This is a genomic window from Desulfosporosinus sp. SYSU MS00001, from assembly GCF_049943955.1.
Taxonomy (GTDB): domain Bacteria; phylum Bacillota; class Desulfitobacteriia; order Desulfitobacteriales; family Desulfitobacteriaceae; genus Desulfosporosinus.
The window spans coordinates 145,094-161,533 of the sequence record NZ_JBNFTW010000003.1; the positions used below are offsets into that span (position 1 = coordinate 145,094).

Here is a 16,440-nt window from a genome sequence, read left to right on the forward strand (position 1 = left end):
GAGAAGAAACTTACGTTTATAATTTCGATGATAATTGCCTATTTTGATCAGAATCTTGCGCAATATCTAGTGTAGAAGTATTGGGATATACCTATGCACTTAATAGAGAGAAAGGTAAATGTGTGATGGAGATAAAAAAAGTATCAATTATCGGTTTAGGAGCCTTAGGAATTTTGTTTGGTGATCATTTGAGCAAGAGAATGCCTCAAGGGGATTTAAGGATTATTGCTGACCAAGAAAGAATCCGAAGGTATCAAAAGGATTCTCTTTATTGCAATGGTGAGCGCTGCCAATTCAATTATCTGACACCTGAGGACAAAGGAGAGCCGGCCGATCTGCTGATCTTTGCCGTCAAGTACAATGGTTTGCAGGAGGCTGTCGAAGCCGTTAAAAATCAGGTCGGGGAACATACGATCATCTTATCAGCACTGAATGGAATCAGCAGCGAAAAAATTATCGGGCAGACTTACGGGATGGACAAAATTCTTTACTGTGTAGCCCAGGGCATGGATGCAGTTAAAGTTGGCAATCAATTAACTTATGCCCATATGGGGATGCTGGTCTTTGGCGAAGGGGAACCGGGGCTCATCTCAGAACGAGTGAAACGGGTTGCTCAATTTTTGGAAGGCATGGCAGTGCCTCATGAAGCAGTAACAGATATGAACCGGCGCATGTGGGGCAAATTTATGCTCAATGTCGGTGTCAACCAAACTGTTGCAGTGTATGAAAGCAACTATGGCGGGATTCAAAAAGAGGGTGCGGCGAGAGATACAATGATTGCCGCTATGAGAGAAGTTATGGTTCTTTCTGAAAAGGAAGGCATTAATTTGACAGTGACGGATTTAACCTATTGGCTGAATCTCTTAGATACCTTAAATCCGGAAGGCAAACCATCCATGCGGCAAGACATGGAAGCCCGACGTTTCAGCGAGGTGGAACTATTTTCGGGAGCAGTTTTGGAATTGGGGGGGAAATACGGTGTAGCAACACCAGTAAACCAAGAACTTTATCAGCGGATAAAAACGATTGAAGCTCAATATTAATTTAATGAAAAAATGAAGAAAGTTTGTAAAACAATGGCGGAGGGAATACGAAGATAATCTCTGCCATTGTTTTGTTATTTGGATTAGTTAAAAAAAGCAATAGACTGCGGCTATTATTTGGGAAAAATGAAGTCCTACCTTCTGAGTTATTGCGTAAAGTATTTATCAGTGATAGCCTGGAAGAAAATAGTTTAGAGACTAATTTAGAGTCAATTATAAGCATGTGGTATTAGGTTGAACTTGGAGGCTAAAAGAGAGGTGGAGAAGAAGATGGATAACAATCTACATGTTGAACAACAAGATTATGTACCTCCGGAACTATCCCCCAAAAAGAAAAAAGGTTTAGCCGGTGTAATTGCTGTCATCATAGGTCTATTGATAAAATTCAAAGCAGGATTATTATTGGTTTTGCCAAAGCTTAAATTTGTCTTTGTTTTATTAAAGCTCGGTAAATTTGGCACAACTGCTTTTTCAATGCTTATTACAATAGTGATCTATGCCTGGACATTTGGCTGGATGTATGCCGTAGGTTTTGTCGCCTTACTTTTTGCCCACGAAATGGGTCATTATATTATGGCCAAATGGGTAGGACTGCCGGTCTCAGGACCGATTTTTATTCCCTTTGTCGGTGCTTTAATACAGCTTAAAGAACCACCTGTCAATGCTAAAATGGATGCTCAAGTTGGCTATGCAGGGCCTTTTGCAGGTTCCTTAGCTGCGGGACTATTATTCCTTTTCTACCTAGCCACCGGCTCTAAACTTGTTTTAGCACTGTCCTATACGGGGTTCCTTCTTAACCTGTTTAACTTGATACCGGTTCATCCACTGGATGGAGGCCGGGTAACTACTGCAATTTCGCCTTATTTATGGTTGATCGGAATACCGATCTTGATATATTTTACTATTACCTCTTTCAATCCAATTCTCGTTTTGATCATCATCTTAGGGGGTATTCAAATCTATAAACACTGGAAAGGAACCGATAAAGAGTTCTACGAAGTATCGCCTGAAACACGGAATATTTTTGCAGTTCTCTACTTTGGTTTGCTTGCCGGTTTAGGCTCAGGTGTCTGGTATACTCTCCAAATACTTGAGACATATAGAAGATTTTAATTAGAGATAACTCAGCCAAACCATACAACTTGGCACAATGAAACAGAAGCGCTCTCCTTTCACGTTGACAACAGTGAGGAGAACGCTTTTTTGATTACTGATACTCTATGAATTATTCGCATAACTTACGTGTTAACTACATTAATATGGGGTGAGCTCTGGTCGTTTCGCTCAATAATATGGTTTACTACTTTAACAACGGTGGCCGGCGAATTAGTCAGCTTGACTACTCTAAATTCCCTGGAGTTTTTACCATATAAATCTCCCAGGATTTCCAGAATTTTTTCCTTAATAGCGCCAAATGTCAGCTTATCACTGGCAGCGCGTAGTTCGGGTACCCAAAGTCGATCAATTTCATGAGATAATTGGGATAGTTCTTTACAGGAATGTAGAAACATAGTTCCTCCTTATCTTAACCAATTAATTGGAATGGGGTTTTCTAAAAGAGGTTTAACGGATTGCCTAAATCAATTTTATAGGAATAATGTTAATTCTCAAGATAACTGGTGTAAAATTTTTGTAAAAAGAATGCAAACTCACGCACGTTCTTAAGATATGTACTCAGTTGCTTTTTAGTGAACGATTTACCAGTTAAATTTTGCAGTTATATTGGTATAGTTTGAGAATATTATAACGCTCGTCTATAATGCCCAGGCGTGTGGCTGCTAAGAGGCTCGAATAGGGTTTCGGTCACATCTTTGAGTTGGGTTGATTGGGAGTTTTTCGATATTCAGTTTAAAATCTCTTTCTTAATCTCATAACTACACTCCTTTTTACCTTCCGCTGGACTATAGGTATATTCTTGAACTTTGTACATTACTTCATTTTCTTCTATAATTCGTTGATCTGTATAGTCGTCTTCGAAGCCGGATAGTACCCTTACTACCTGAGCTCTTCTCGGTAACCCAAAGGAACTAACCGTTACAATCTCGCCAATTTGAGCGGTTTCCTCTTCCTCAGCTTGGGGAATAAGAGCAAAAACTTCGTCATCGGCAATAACCTCATACCCGGTACGCTTACCAAAGCAATCATCATTTTGCCCCGCAAGCAGTTCGATCGTCAGATTTTCTGTAATTGGATTTGTTAGATTTATCGTCATAATTTTTGTGCACTCCTCTGTCTTTAACATATTATCTGGATTAGTATATGGAAATAGAGGGGCATAATACGTTAAGGCAGAAACTTCGGAAGTTTAGGTGGGGGCAGTTACCTTTTAGTAACTGGGCTGTCGATAGGTTATGTTTTATCGAAAACTATTTCACTAAAAACTCTCTGATGGTGACGGTATCGTCAGCTCTGCTAATCAAATATTCATGCTATAATGGATAGTCTAGGGAAGATTTAGGAGGATTACGATGGATAATAATGATATTTTAGTCAGAATAAGATATGCGCTGAATTTAAGAGATACTGAAATGGTCGAGATATTTAAGTTTGGCGGCCTTGAACTAACGGAAGACATGGTAAAAAAGATGCTCATTAAATCAATGAACCCTTATCGTCATAATGATACGGCTGAAGATCAGGGTGATGTGGAATCCAAGGAAGAAAGAATCAGATGCAAAAATAGTATGTTAGAGTCATTCTTAAATGGTTTAATTACATATAAGCGAGGAAAGCAGGATGAAAAACCAGAGTCTTCTGAAAGTACGGTGCTTAAGAACAATGAAAATCCTAATAATATCCTGCTTAAGAAATTGAAAATTGCGCTCTCCCTTACAAGTGAAGAGATGATAGATATCTTTGCCGAAACAGGAATTATCGTAACAAAAGGAGAACTGGGAGCGCTGTTGCGAAGAGAAGGGCATAAGAATTATAAAGAGTGCGGCGATAAATATGCTCGAAATTTCTTAAAAGGATTAACGAAAAAATACAGAGGGTAGATTAACGGTGAATTCTTTTGAAAGGAGCAAGGGCATACTCTTCAACTGAAGTGAGCTCGTTTTATATGAAGAGTTTAATACAAGGAGAAAAGGTAAAAATCCAAGATTACATATCCGCGCGGGAAATCGAAATAACGATAGCACTAAACTCAGCAATGACCATCGATATTAGCTGCTTCGGTCTCGATGAAAAAAGGCAGCTTTCTGATGACCGGTATATGATTTTTTACAACCAAATGAGTTCTCCGGAGAATTCCCTTCAGATGACCACAAATAGTAGTGGTAAAGGCCGATTTAAAGTCGATTTAAATAAGGTTCCCAGTTCTATTAAAACTATGGTATTTACGGCTGCAATTGATGGGGAGGGAGTAATGTCCCAAATATCGAGCGGTTTTATTTCGTTTGCTGACAGGAATGGCGAACAATTAAGATATGATTTTACTAGTCTGAATTTTAATAAGGAACGAGCTATAATTTTCGCTGAACTTTATTTCAAGGATTCTTGGCGTATCAATGTTATTGGCAGCGGTTTTGACGGAGGCCTCAGTGCCCTGTTGAAACATTTCGGAGGAGAGGAAGCCAAAACTGCTGAAACATTACAGAATGATCTCCAGACAAGCAATTCTCCGGTTGCTGCACCTGAGGTATCTTCCCGAAAAATTAGCTTAGAGAAGAAGATGGAGCAAAAAGCTCCCGCTATCCTATCGTTAGCCAAAAAGGCAACTATATCTCTCAAAAAGGTAGGCTTGGAAAGCCATTGTGCCAAGGTAGCTCTATGCCTTGATATATCCGGATCAATGAGTTCTTTATATAGAAGCGGTCAAATGCAGGAGTTTGCTGAAAAAATACTTGCGTTAGGCTGCAAATTTGACGATGATGGGTCCATAGATTTGTTCCTTTTTGGCAGCAAAGCCCATGAGGCAGGAGATATGTCCATCGACAATTTTGACGGGTTTGTAAGCAGAACTCTGAAAAAGTATCCTTTAGAAGGCGGAACACATTATGGCAAAGCTATAAAAATGATCAGAGATTTTTATGCTCCGGGATTTAAACAATCTGATCTGCCGGTTTATGTTATGTTTGTTACAGATGGGGCACCCTTCGACCGAGATTATACTAAAAAACAACTTAGCGAAGCTTCTCATGAGCCTATTTTCTGGCAGTTCATGGCCATAGGAAAGTCTAAAAAAGATGTCATTTCTAATGGCGGAAGATTTTTTGCCAGACTGGCCGCCAGTGATTTTACCTTTTTAGAAGAGTTGGACACGATGAGTGGGCGATATGTAGATAATGCTAATTTCTTTAGTGTGGAAAATCCTTCTCAGATATCCGATGATCACTTATATGATTTGTTGATGAATGAGTATCCGAACTGGCTGGAAGAAGCCAGGCAAAAATCTATCTTATAATCATCTAGAGGCTAAACAATCATGCCGAATTTATCCATTTTTTAAGCCCTCCCAATTCCTTCACCGCTAAGTATTCCTATTGGGAAAGGCGGCTCGGCAATAATGTCCACTGGACATTATTGTATCTGAAGCCCTGATGCTGAGCTTATGCTGAACGAGTTTACATATAAGTGCTTTAAGTCTTTGATACAAAGTCCCACAGATACTTTTTTAAATTCACGCACCCGTTTTCTTTAAAGTGAACACCTTCGTTGGCTAGGAGCCGTTTTTGATCTGTCCATCCTGGAACTAAACGACCTTGGTGATTCACAACCCGATGGCAGGGGATATCATGAGAATCCGGAGCATGATGCAATGCTTGCCCAACCATTCTTGAACATTGTGGGTAACCTGTTAAAAAGGCAATCATTCCATAAGTGGCGACGTTACCAGGGGGGATATCTCTGACAATTTCATAAACTTTATTGGAAAATTCTTTCCTGTTCAATTTTATTCACCTGGCCAATTTTATCTTTTTCCGGAGAGAAGGACTCCTATTCTCTTTAGGTGTCGAGATGAATAGCCGTCCCCGTATTATAACCGAACACTAGTTCCAAATCCGTTCTTGTTGTGGTAAAATAACGAATGGAAAATCACTCCACTTGGAGAAACGGGAGTTTTACGATTAGATAAACTAGCGAATAGCCCTTGGCTTGTTTCTAAGCAATTATTCGGTTAATGTGATCAGGTTGATTAGTTTAGTTACGGTTATTATAACATTCGTTGATGAAGGGTAGAATGATATGAGCAATGTTGAAGAAGAGATCCGGCATCGGCTATTCGAGATGCAGGATCTGAAATACAAAGAGTTTGCGAGCAAACTTATGCCGACAGTGAACCCGGAAACCGTGATCGGCGTCCGTACGCCGGACCTGCGGAAGCTCGCCAGGGAATTTTCCAAAAGGCCGGAGGCTTTGGAGTTCCTTAAAATCCTGCCGCACGCGTATTATGAGGAAAATAACCTGCACGGATTCTTGATTGAAACGATCAAGGATTATAATGCCGTTGTTGCCGCCATTGATGAGTTTCTGCCGTACATAGACAACTGGGCAACCTGTGACTTGATTTCACCAAAGATATTTAAAAAGCATCTGCCGGAACTCTTCGAAAAAATCAAAGTCTGGCTGTTATCCGACCGGACCTATACAGTGCGCTTCGGGATTGGAATGCTGATGAGCTTTTATCTCGATGATGCTTTCCAGCAAGAGATGCTTGAGCTTGTGGCGGGTGTCCGGTCGGACGAATACTATGTCAACATGATGATTGCCTGGTATTTCGCAACGGCATTGGCCAAGCAGTATGAAGCGTCTTTGCCGTATATTCAGGAACAGCGTTTGGAGAAGTGGACGCACAATAAAGCTATCCAGAAGGCGATTGAGAGCTACCGGATCAGTGACGAAACAAAGACGTACCTGCGGACACTGAAAGTAAAATAAGGCCCAAGGAGGAATAGTAATGCCCAGCGATCAAAATTTGGATGAAGTCTTGAAATCCCGCCGCTCAATTCGTATGTTTACTGCCGAAATGCCTGCTAAAGAGGATATCGAAGCAATTATTCAAGCAGGTATCTTAGCACCTTTTGCTGCCTTAGCTAACACCGGAAAGGATGGGCGCAAATTTATTGTAATTTCTCGTAATAATCAGCTCCTTACTCAACTAGCGAACATTGTTAGAAAGAAGGCTGCTGTCCTTGCCGAACAATTCAAGTCGCAGATGAATACCAATCCATTTCTGCAAACTCAAGGTCAAGGATTTTTAAAACGTTTAGAAATGACCGCACAACAAGGCCCTTTAGGTATTGGCAGTGCACCATATTATATTGTTGTTGCTGAAAAGAAAGGTATCCCAGATGTACAGCACCAGTCCATCTCCTACTGTATGGAAAATATGTGGTTAAAGGCTACATCGCTCGGACTTGGCTTCCATCTAGTATCAATAACAAGCCAAATGGAGCAGGACAGTGAGTTTTGCGGCTTGTTAAATCTCCCTATGGGTGAGTATAGATTGGACGGTTGTGCAATAGGATACCCTGCTAAAAATCCACCTCAGCCAGCAATAGCTTCGTTTGAAGAAGTAACGACTTGGTTTATTTAGATATAATTAATTGTAAAAGGTCATTTACAAGGATTATGATGCCGCCAAATTGGAATTTGCCATAAAGAAAGTAAAGTTGACTGCTAAACGCAGTCTTCTTTTTTATGGTCCGATGCATTTTCAGCAAGGTGCTTTTTCAGCTGCCCAAGATAATAAAAAAACCGTCCTTTTCGGACGGCTCTAATTCTTATGAATCTTCTTCGCATTCCTTTGTTTTGCTTATCCAAATTGCAGCTCCTGTAGCAAGGCCAATGATGAATAACGAAGGAGGACTGAATAAACTATTAGGCTTTCTAGTTCTCATTTTTATACCGAACATCATAAAACCTCCTTACAATATTATAATTTAGGTTTTCTAAGTTATGGCCAAGCAATACCAGTTAAAAAATGTAAATTAACTTAAGGTGTTGATGAGAGCGTTGTATGTGGATAATGAGCATTAAATGGGACAAAATCTTAAAAAGAATCTCATATTCTTGTAATTTGATTCAATTGGACAACACTGAGGATTGGAGAGGCTCGAATGGAAAGGGCATCGCCAAGTCATTTCCCGAAATTGCTGAGATAATAATTAGCGCACTCGGTATGTCATTGATATTACGTACACTATTGAAGATCAATACAGAGAGTGCCTGTGGACTATAATTAATATAGTATAAAAATAGGAGTATAAAAATTTGAACAAAATTGGTTTAAAGACAATAATTATTATATTTTTTGTGCTGCAAACGGTAACAATTTTAGGCATGCTTAAGCAAGGTAATTCTGAATATGTTTCTGATGTGGCTTTTACTACTGTTTTAATTACTCTTTCAATTATTTTTGGATGGAAATACATTATTAATACGAATACATATGGTGTTGTATTGGTATTTATAACGTTAGTTTGTCATAGTCTATTTGGCGAATACATAGGTCTTTACAATACTTCATCAATATTTGATAAAATACTTCATTTTTTTGGTACATATTCGTTTACATACTATAGTTATTTATTAATAAAACAGATATTCACAAAGGGGAGTGTTTCTAAGAGCCGGGAGTTTATATTTATAGCTGCAATGGGTATGGCTTTAGGGGCGCTTTTTGAGATATTTGAGTTTTTACTGGATATAGTTTTAACTCCTAAAATACCTTATCAATCTAGCCTTATGGATACGGATTTAGACCTGATTTGTGATTTTTTTGGAGCAATTATTGCATCACTGCACTTGAATAGTTCACTTGTAACTCAATGCCTGACGGTAATTAAAGGTAGTCATCGATGAACTAAATTGTTCAAATTTATCAAATACCCTTGAAACAGCGTAATACAGGTGTTCAAGGGTTTGATTTTCTACTACTACTTCCCAAACATAAAGGGCCATAACTATGTGCGAATATTGTTATTACGAACCAGACAAGCCCATATTCCATAATATGGTAATGGGATAGTTGGAGGTGATAATTATGTTTGGTTTTGGACCTTGGGGTTGGGGGTTTGGTTTCCGTCCGTTTTGGCGTCCATTCTGGGGCGGTTTTTGGTGGTAATCCCCGAAACTCGATTCTAACTTCTTGTTATTACTTCGATTTTGATAGGAGGGAAATGTAATGGCTTTTGGAGCAGCTGGTTGCGGAACAGGTGTTGGCTTTGGAGCAGGAATCGGTATAGTTGTTGTGATTATTCTTTTGCTTATTGCAATGGGCATCGTATTTTAATTAAGGAAGGAAGGAAAAATTGATGTACGGAATGGGTTATGGAATGGGTTATGGCATGGGTTATGGCATGGGTTATGGCATGGGTGGAGCATGCTGCGCTCCCGTTGGTGGCTTTGGTGGTTGCGTAGGTGTAGGGATTATTGCCATAGCTGTTTTAATTCTTATCGCTTTAGGTGTCATATTCTAAATTTCTTTATCGGGTGGGGGTTGCAAAACGAACTTGAGTAGTTCGTGGAACAACGCCCCTTTTTTCTTATTCAGCCGACGACGCATCGGTGAAAGTACTTATTGGTTTTTGTTTTTATACTACTTGACAAAACATTATTTTAGAATTAGAATAATTATAAAATAATAGAGAAGATCAAGTTGCTTAGGGAATCTGGATACATGAAACGCCTCGAAGCAATTAATAAACATAAATCAACGAAGGAAACAAAGGAGAGGATACTATGGACATCAAAGGAACAAAAACGGAGAAAAATTTAACGGCAGCATTTGCTGGCGAATCTCAGGCAAGGAACAAGTATACCTACTTTGCATCAGTCGCTAAAAAGGAAGGTTTTGAACAAATCGCTGCAATCTTTGAAGCAACTGCCAACAATGAAAAAGAACACGCCAAACTTTGGTTTAAGGCTCTAGGTGAGCTAGGAGACACAGCGACTAACTTGCTTCATGCTGCCGAAGGCGAAAACTACGAATGGACCGATATGTATGAGGGTTTTGCTAAGGACGCTGAGGAAGAAGGTTTTACAGCCCTCGCAGCACAGTTCAGAATGGTTGCCAAAATTGAGAAAGCTCATGAGGAACGATACCGTGCCCTACTTCACAATATAGAAATGCAAAAGGTATTTGAAAAATCAGACGAAACCATTTGGGAATGCCGGAACTGTGGACATCTGGTGATGGGCAAAAAGGCACCTGAGGTTTGCCCTGTTTGTGCACATCCTCAAAGCTTTTTTGAAGTTAGAAAGGAAAATTATTAATCTATACTCTGATATCGTTACAATATAGGTTTGGCTAGGTTCAAGGCCCGTTGCATACGGGCCCTTTCGTGTTGAGCAATATCCAGGGGATATCCTTCAGTAATAATGTTGCCTGCGACTACACTAATAGTAGCATGGAGATAATGCTTCATAGGAAACAGAGGCTAAATTTTGATATTTCAGAATTGCACTTGATCATGCCATAAAAGACTCATTTTGGCAGAATAGAGAGGATTTATGAAAAAAATGTTGAATATCCAGAGAATATCGGAGATGCATAACAAATAGATAATACATACAACTAACTGAAACAGAGAGGAAGCCGTAGTATGTTCAAGCGACAAAAACTTAACCGGAATATCTTAGCCTTAATTATTGTATCTGTTTTAGTTGCCATAGGAGTTGGCACAATAAACATTTATAAAACTGAAACGAACAGTAAAAATAGTATGGATATTTATACAAAGGCTCTTAATGAAAGTTATGATCAAAATATTCGCTTTGTAACACAGCAAGCCATTAGTATCTTGAATGGGATTTATGCTCAAGAGCAGCAAGGAAAGCTCACGGAAGCACAAGCTAAATATCTAGCGACAACCGTTATGACACAGATGCGTTATGGAGATAAGAATCAAGGCTATTTTTGGGGAGACACTATCGACGGCCTTTGCGTTTTTCATGGAACAAATCAATCACTAGTAGGAACCAATCGAAATAATGCCCAAGATTCCAAGGGCAATTACTATATTCAGGAGATCCGAAAAGCCGCTATCGCTGGTGGAGGCTATGTAAATTATTGGTTTCCTAAATCAGACCCTAACGATAAAACTCAATATCCTAAACGAGGGTATACATTGGAGTTTAAGCCTTGGCAATGGATCGTTGGAACAGGAAATTATGTTGATGATATTCAAAAGACAATAGCCCAGCGCCAAGCGACAGTGGATCAGGAAAATCGATTATCGATTACATATACAATTGCAGGAATGTTTTTAGTAATACTTGTTTCCGTGGGCTTTTCATTGATCGTTAACCGTAAATTAACAAAACAACTAGAGCCAATGGTGGAAACTGCTATTCAAGTTGCCAATGGAAAACTTAACGTTCCTGAAATTAAAGCGGAAGGTGACGATGCCATTGGGCATTTAGGTAACTCTTTGAACACAATGTCAAAACAATTACGAGAACTTGTTGAAAGAGTTAGTTTATCGTCAGAACAAGTTGCTTCAACATCAAACGAGTTGAGTATTGGAGCAGAACAATCGGCTCAGGCATCCAACCAAATTACCTTGGCCATAACTGATGTCTTCCATGGAACTGAGAAGCAGCTTGCAGTCGTCGAAAAATCAAGAGAGGTTGTCAACAACATTATGGATGGTATCCATAAAATGCTATCATATTCCCAAGAAGTAGTGAGCACATCAGAAAGAGCCGCTGAAGCAGCTCTCCAGGGAAGTCATGCGATTGACCAAACGATTGAACAAATGAATACAATTGAAATAATAGTGGGTGCCTCTGCAGAAGTCATCCAAGAACTGGGCGACGAATCGAAAGAGATAAGCCAGATTGTGGAAATGATATCGGGTATTGCCTCACAGACCAATTTACTGGCACTGAATGCCGCTATTGAAGCGGCACAGGCAGGAGAACATGGTAAAGGGTTCGCTGTAGTAGCTGAAGAGGTAAGAAAGCTCGCTGAACAATCCGGTCAAGCCGTTCACCAAATCGCGGAATTAATTTCAGCGGTTCAAAATAACACTCAAAAAGCAGTAACAACTATGGGGCAGGGGACCAAAGAAGTGTCTGCGGGTATGGATGTCGTAAGAAGTGCCGGGCAAACATTTAAAGAAATCAGTGAACTAGTGAGTTCAACATCTGTTGAAATACGGGAAATTTCTGAAGAAATAAAGCGTACAGCGTCTGGAAGCACTCAAATCGTCGATGCAATTCAAGAACTGGATAGGGTGAGCCAAACCATTGTGAACCAATCACAGACGGTTTCTGCATCTACACAAGAACAAGCTGCTTCGATAGAACAAATCGCAACAGGGAGCAAAATGCTTTCTGATATGGCCCAAGAGCTAAAAGCTGCTACAGAAACGTTTCAAGTTTAAAATCTGTTGTATGAATGCAATCAGGAAAAAGGACTGAATTTTGATTTCAGTCCTTTTTTGGGGTATCTTTTCAAAGTTATATTTCGCTAATATATGGCTGATTACCAAAATCATTTATTTTGACACAATGGGGCCTTGAAAGAGGTAATATTCCCAATCTTCATGTCACCATATAATATTGTATTATGTGAGTCCGTTGTCTTATTTCCTTGTTTAATTATTTGAGGTTTGTTTGTTTTAATAATATCTCCACTACAACCATTCAGCATAAGAGCAGAGACTAAACAAATTAATATACAAGGTTTCAATTTTACAATTCTTCACTTCCTTATCTCAAACACCAACGGGTGGGTGTTATAAGTGCATACCGGGAACTAATTATGCTATAGCTAATTTGCCGCGAACTATGACAGCAGTGGACGCCTGGACAGAATATTTTGAAAAAAATCTGCCGAATGCTGGGTATGCTCCTAACACTGAACATGGTTTGAATTTTGAGTATTATCCAAACGGTAATGGAGGAAATCTATTTTTCATTTAACCCTTCGATCCAATCGGCTGTTGAAATCACCTTGGAAAACCGCATAGCTTGAGTAACGAGAATGGCATTATGAAGTTCCTTCGCTGTTATTTGTCCAGCGTAATTTGATACATCTAAAGTTCCAGTGGCATCTGACAAAAATTCGACTGAGAAACCGAGATGAACTGCCTGTCTTGCAGTCGAATCACAGCACATCTGAGTCATGTATCCACTTATGACTACTGTATCAATACCCATCTTCTTTAATAAATCTTCAAGTTCGGTCCCTGTGAAACTCCCCGGCATTTTCTTGTCAATGATGTATAAATGTTCTTTTTTGAGAAGCTCCTCAAGAATATTCCATTCCCTGCTGTTTTTAACAAAAGTAGCAGCATCCTTTTGTGGAGCTTCATGTCTTATTAGAATTACACCCATTTGGGTTCGATTGGCCGCATCCACAGCTTTAAGAATATTTTCGAAACTACCTTCAGGGTATGTGACCGGCATCTTTCCTGTAAAGTATTCATATTGTACATCAATTACAAGTAATACTCTTTTCATTAAATAATCCCTCCAAACTTTCCCTTGAATCTAGTTAGTTTGTGTATTCATGCGAAGTCAGCTCTATAATCATTATACAGACTAATATAATTACGCCGGGAAAGTATAAGACCTTTATTGCTTTCTCCGAGAAAGGATTTATTGAAAAATGTTTGACAATACTGATTTAGAAATTTTGAAACTATTAAAATCAAACTGTAAAATGCAATATAGAGATATTGGAGAAATTGTTCATTTAACCGGGCAAGCAGTTTCCAATAGAATTTCAAGAATGGAATCTTTGGGACTAATAAAAGGTTATACTATTTTGCTTAACGAAATGATGCTAAATAAATCTATAATTGCTTACATCACCATATTTATGAAAACAACTAACCATGAAGCTTTTTGGGACTTTTTATCTAAAAATGAAACCGTAGTGGAAGCACATCGAATCAGTGGAGAGGGATGTTATATGCTAAAAATCCAAGTTAATTCACAAGAAGATTTGAACGCTTTCTTAGATTCCATTTTGAAATACGGAAATTACCGTGTAAATATTTCTATCGGAAAAATAAAATAGCTTTCGATGATTCTTTTTAACTGCGATTAGGTAGGATAAAAGGCCACTATTATAACTCATTTGAAGATTTACAAAAGGCGAACTAAAGGAGACTAATTCATGGATAAACCTTCAGCAACCCTGAACATGGGGCCTTATAAACTTCCGCTAAGCCATATGTCAGTTAATCAAATAATGAGAAGTATGCCCTTTAAAAAAGTATTCATATTTTAATGAATAGTTGAATGAGTAGAAGATTAGTTTCATGTTCCCTGATAAAAGCTTTCTTTAGTCAGGGAACCCCATTTTCTAGGACTTGTCAGATATCATAACCCACTTGTCATACAATAAATTAAGCTGTCCTTCGATAGTCTCCCGTTCATGCTGAAACGAAGCAAGTACTGATGAGTCGCAAGAAATTACAGGGTCAGATATTTGAGCCTCAATATCAAGAATTCGTTGTTCCATTCAATGGAGGTCATATCCAGGTGATTGGTTGGTTCGTCCAGCAATACAACATCAGGCTGCGTCAATAGTAAGGCTGCTAAACCTATCTTCGTCTTTTCTCCGCCGGATAAAGAAGAAAATGGCCGTGGATAGTAATCCGCCGTGATACCAAGTCCGTTGGCAATGCCGTCGATGCGGGAGGAGATTTGGTATCCACCCGCCTCTTCGAACTTCTCCTGAAGTTGGCCATATTCCAGCATAAGCTGACTAAGGTTATTATTCTCTGCGTTGATGGGGTCAGACATTTTTTGCTCTAATCGTTCTAGTTGCTGCTGCCACTTCTTTACTTCTTGAAAGCACTGTTCCAATACGTCATAGACGCTCATTTCGGCGTCATATTCAGGGACCTGAGCTAAGAACCCAATCCTGGTATTTTTGCGTATGGCGATTTGTCCTTGTTCAGGTTGAAGGGATCCTATGATTAAATTCAAAATTGTGGACTTTCCTGTTCCATTACGCCCTATTAGACCTACTCGTTCTCCTTGCTTGATTTCAAAGGAGACGTCGGTAAGCACTTCATTGGAGCCAAAAGATAGTTTGATGTGTTGAAAATCAATAATCATGTTCATTCTCCTCCGGGGAAATGACACTTATACCGATTTAAGCATAAAAAAACCGTAGGGAAATGTCCCTACGGTCGCAGCTTCAAATTTTTTGTTGCGGTTATGGTAGGTGTGTCATTTCGCAATTTTGTTGATCCATACTCAGGTGCTTAAAAATGGGCATAGCTATCCCGTTAAATGAAACTGCATGCATGATTCCAAAGATTGCTATTGGCAACTGTTCAAGACGGAGCATTGCAAAATCGCGATTCATCCTACCACACCTCCTTTACTGGATTACTATGAATATAGTAACATAATCCTTGTGGAAGAATCAACCAAATCCTTAGCCTAATAAAAAAGGTGCAGGCAGTATCTTTTTTGCCTGTCTTTCTTTATCTATGATTTGCTTTAATTTATAATTTCAGTTATGATATTAATGAGTTAGGTAGATTGAGATAACCTTACTTGCGATGGAGCTCGCTATTGCATAATGCTGATGGCTCCTACTGAAACTATTTCAGTAGGAGTCTTTTTATTTTTTAGGAAGGAGTAAAGACGTTGAATATTTTAGTCATTGCATTAGGGGGCGCTTTAGGGGCATTGTCTCGCTATGGCCTCGGATTATGGGTATCTGGCAAATGGAGCCAGGGTTTTCCATTAGGTACTTTTATAATTAACATTACTGGGGCTTTCTTATTAGGATTTCTGAACATATTATTTATAGAAAAATTATCAATAAGTCCATTATGGCGTCTTGGTATAGGCATAGGATTTTTGGGAGCTTACACAACCTTTTCAACATTTAGTTATGAAACTATTATGTTACTTGAAGGTGGTAGTTTACTTACAGCAGGCTTATATACAGTTTTAACTGTAATCATTGGATTTGCTGGAGCTGCATTAGGAGTGGGACTTGCCCGTTTAGTTTAATTCTTATTTTCGCAGTTTGATGTTTATAATTCTAAATACCTTAATTAAAAAAGGAGGCTTGTTTAAATATGCTAGGGAAAGCCAAATTATTAAAAGTTTATCTGGGAGAAAGTGAACGGTATAAACATAAACCTCTTTATCAGTATTTAGTTTACTGGCTCAAAGAAAAAGGGATAGGAGGGGTCACGGTCAGTCGAGGTATCGAAGGTTATGGACAGGATAAAGTACTTCGAACTGCACGTTTATTAGAGTTATCCTCCGATTTACCAATGATATTAGAAATTGTAGATGTAGCTGAAAAAATTGATCCTCTAATTCCTGAAATTTGTTCAATGGTTCCGAAAGGGTTAGTTTTTTCTACAGATATACAAGTTTATAAACATGGAAAAGAACAGTAGTCAAGAAGGTTAGTCTTGGTTTCCGGATTCAACTTTTCATCGCATGTAATTCATCAGAGAGT

19 protein-coding genes are annotated in these 16,440 nt (G+C 39.0%); 13 read left to right on the forward strand and 6 right to left on the reverse strand.

All coding sequences use genetic code 11. The annotated features are described in order from the left end of the window. Nucleotides 1-125 precede the first annotated feature (125 nt). Complete coding sequence (locus ACPUYX_RS07150) at nt 126-1,043, forward strand: ketopantoate reductase family protein (RefSeq protein ID WP_426379282.1); 918 nt, start codon at nt 126-128, stop codon at nt 1,041-1,043. A gap of 270 nt (nt 1,044-1,313) precedes the next feature. Next, nucleotides 1,314-2,156 (forward strand): site-2 protease family protein, encoded by an 843-nt coding sequence (locus ACPUYX_RS07155; RefSeq protein ID WP_426379047.1) that lies wholly within the window; start codon nt 1,314-1,316, stop codon nt 2,154-2,156. A gap of 125 nt (nt 2,157-2,281) precedes the next feature. Here the strand turns inward: ACPUYX_RS07155 and ACPUYX_RS07160 are convergent, their stop codons facing one another. Together ACPUYX_RS07160 and ACPUYX_RS07165 are read right to left on the reverse strand one after the other, a co-directional pair. Next, nucleotides 2,282-2,554: a hypothetical protein gene (locus ACPUYX_RS07160; protein ID WP_426379048.1), complete on the reverse strand. Its 273-nt coding sequence runs from the start codon at nt 2,552-2,554 to the stop codon at nt 2,282-2,284. A 332-nt stretch (nt 2,555-2,886) separates the two neighbouring features. After that, nucleotides 2,887-3,255: a hypothetical protein gene (locus ACPUYX_RS07165; protein WP_426379049.1), complete on the reverse strand. Its 369-nt coding sequence runs from the start codon at nt 3,253-3,255 to the stop codon at nt 2,887-2,889. 256 nt (nt 3,256-3,511) lie between these two features. On the opposite strand from ACPUYX_RS07165, the gene ACPUYX_RS07170 reads away from it, so the two are divergent. Both ACPUYX_RS07170 and ACPUYX_RS07175 read left to right on the forward strand, forming a co-directional pair. Beyond that, on the forward strand, nt 3,512-4,039 hold the full coding sequence (locus ACPUYX_RS07170) for a DUF1456 family protein (RefSeq protein WP_426379050.1): 528 nt from the start codon (nt 3,512-3,514) through the stop codon (nt 4,037-4,039). Between the two features lie 65 nt (nt 4,040-4,104). Next, nucleotides 4,105-5,448: a VWA domain-containing protein gene (locus ACPUYX_RS07175; RefSeq protein WP_426379051.1), complete on the forward strand. Its 1,344-nt coding sequence runs from the start codon at nt 4,105-4,107 to the stop codon at nt 5,446-5,448. Between the two features lie 175 nt (nt 5,449-5,623). On the opposite strand, the gene ACPUYX_RS07180 is transcribed toward ACPUYX_RS07175, so the two are convergent. Beyond that, on the reverse strand, nt 5,624-5,935 hold the full coding sequence (locus tag ACPUYX_RS07180; protein ID WP_426379052.1) for an MGMT family protein: 312 nt from the start codon (nt 5,933-5,935) through the stop codon (nt 5,624-5,626). A 295-nt stretch (nt 5,936-6,230) separates the two neighbouring features. On the opposite strand from ACPUYX_RS07180, the gene ACPUYX_RS07185 reads away from it, so the two are divergent. From ACPUYX_RS07185 to ACPUYX_RS07210, 6 genes are all read left to right on the forward strand, one after another. Then, entirely contained in the window at nt 6,231-6,923 is a 693-nt protein-coding gene (locus tag ACPUYX_RS07185) for a DNA alkylation repair protein (protein ID WP_426379053.1), read from the forward strand. A gap of 19 nt (nt 6,924-6,942) precedes the next feature. After that, complete coding sequence (locus tag ACPUYX_RS07190; protein ID WP_426379054.1) at nt 6,943-7,581, forward strand: nitroreductase family protein; 639 nt, start codon at nt 6,943-6,945, stop codon at nt 7,579-7,581. A gap of 677 nt (nt 7,582-8,258) precedes the next feature. After that, nucleotides 8,259-8,849: a hypothetical protein gene (locus tag ACPUYX_RS07195; protein WP_426379055.1), complete on the forward strand. Its 591-nt coding sequence runs from the start codon at nt 8,259-8,261 to the stop codon at nt 8,847-8,849. Nucleotides 8,850-9,301: 452 nt separating this feature from the next. Next, entirely contained in the window at nt 9,302-9,466 is a 165-nt protein-coding gene (locus tag ACPUYX_RS07200; RefSeq protein WP_426379056.1) for a hypothetical protein, read from the forward strand. Nucleotides 9,467-9,728: 262 nt separating this feature from the next. After that, nucleotides 9,729-10,262: a rubrerythrin gene (gene rbr, locus ACPUYX_RS07205; RefSeq protein ID WP_426379057.1), complete on the forward strand. Its 534-nt coding sequence runs from the start codon at nt 9,729-9,731 to the stop codon at nt 10,260-10,262. A gap of 329 nt (nt 10,263-10,591) precedes the next feature. Further along, nucleotides 10,592-12,376: a methyl-accepting chemotaxis protein gene (locus ACPUYX_RS07210; protein ID WP_426379058.1), complete on the forward strand. Its 1,785-nt coding sequence runs from the start codon at nt 10,592-10,594 to the stop codon at nt 12,374-12,376. Between the two features lie 526 nt (nt 12,377-12,902). Here ACPUYX_RS07210 and ACPUYX_RS07215 read toward each other — a convergent pair. Beyond that, the gene (locus ACPUYX_RS07215) at nt 12,903-13,457 is read right to left on the reverse strand and encodes a cysteine hydrolase family protein (RefSeq protein WP_426379059.1); all 555 of its coding nucleotides are present in this window, start codon (nt 13,455-13,457) and stop codon (nt 12,903-12,905) included. Between the two features lie 148 nt (nt 13,458-13,605). Here ACPUYX_RS07215 and ACPUYX_RS07220 point away from each other — a divergent pair, with 148 nt between their 5' ends. Next, on the forward strand, nt 13,606-14,019 hold the full coding sequence (locus ACPUYX_RS07220) for an Lrp/AsnC family transcriptional regulator (RefSeq protein ID WP_426379060.1): 414 nt from the start codon (nt 13,606-13,608) through the stop codon (nt 14,017-14,019). A gap of 398 nt (nt 14,020-14,417) precedes the next feature. On the opposite strand, the gene ACPUYX_RS07225 is transcribed toward ACPUYX_RS07220, so the two are convergent. Beyond that, nucleotides 14,418-15,074, reverse strand: a complete 657-nt coding sequence (locus tag ACPUYX_RS07225) for an ATP-binding cassette domain-containing protein (protein WP_426379061.1) — start codon at nt 15,072-15,074, stop codon at nt 14,418-14,420. Nucleotides 15,075-15,168: 94 nt separating this feature from the next. After that, a complete protein-coding gene (locus ACPUYX_RS07230) occupies nt 15,169-15,321 on the reverse strand; it encodes an RAxF-45 family protein (RefSeq protein ID WP_426379062.1) in 153 nt (50 codons plus the stop codon). A 287-nt stretch (nt 15,322-15,608) separates the two neighbouring features. On the opposite strand from ACPUYX_RS07230, the gene crcB reads away from it, so the two are divergent. Both crcB and ACPUYX_RS07240 read left to right on the forward strand, forming a co-directional pair. Next, nucleotides 15,609-15,980 (forward strand): fluoride efflux transporter CrcB, encoded by a 372-nt coding sequence (gene crcB, locus ACPUYX_RS07235; protein ID WP_426379063.1) that lies wholly within the window; start codon nt 15,609-15,611, stop codon nt 15,978-15,980. A 68-nt stretch (nt 15,981-16,048) separates the two neighbouring features. Further along, nucleotides 16,049-16,378 (forward strand): DUF190 domain-containing protein, encoded by a 330-nt coding sequence (locus ACPUYX_RS07240; RefSeq protein ID WP_088228320.1) that lies wholly within the window; start codon nt 16,049-16,051, stop codon nt 16,376-16,378. The last annotated feature ends 62 nt before the right edge of the window (nt 16,379-16,440 follow it).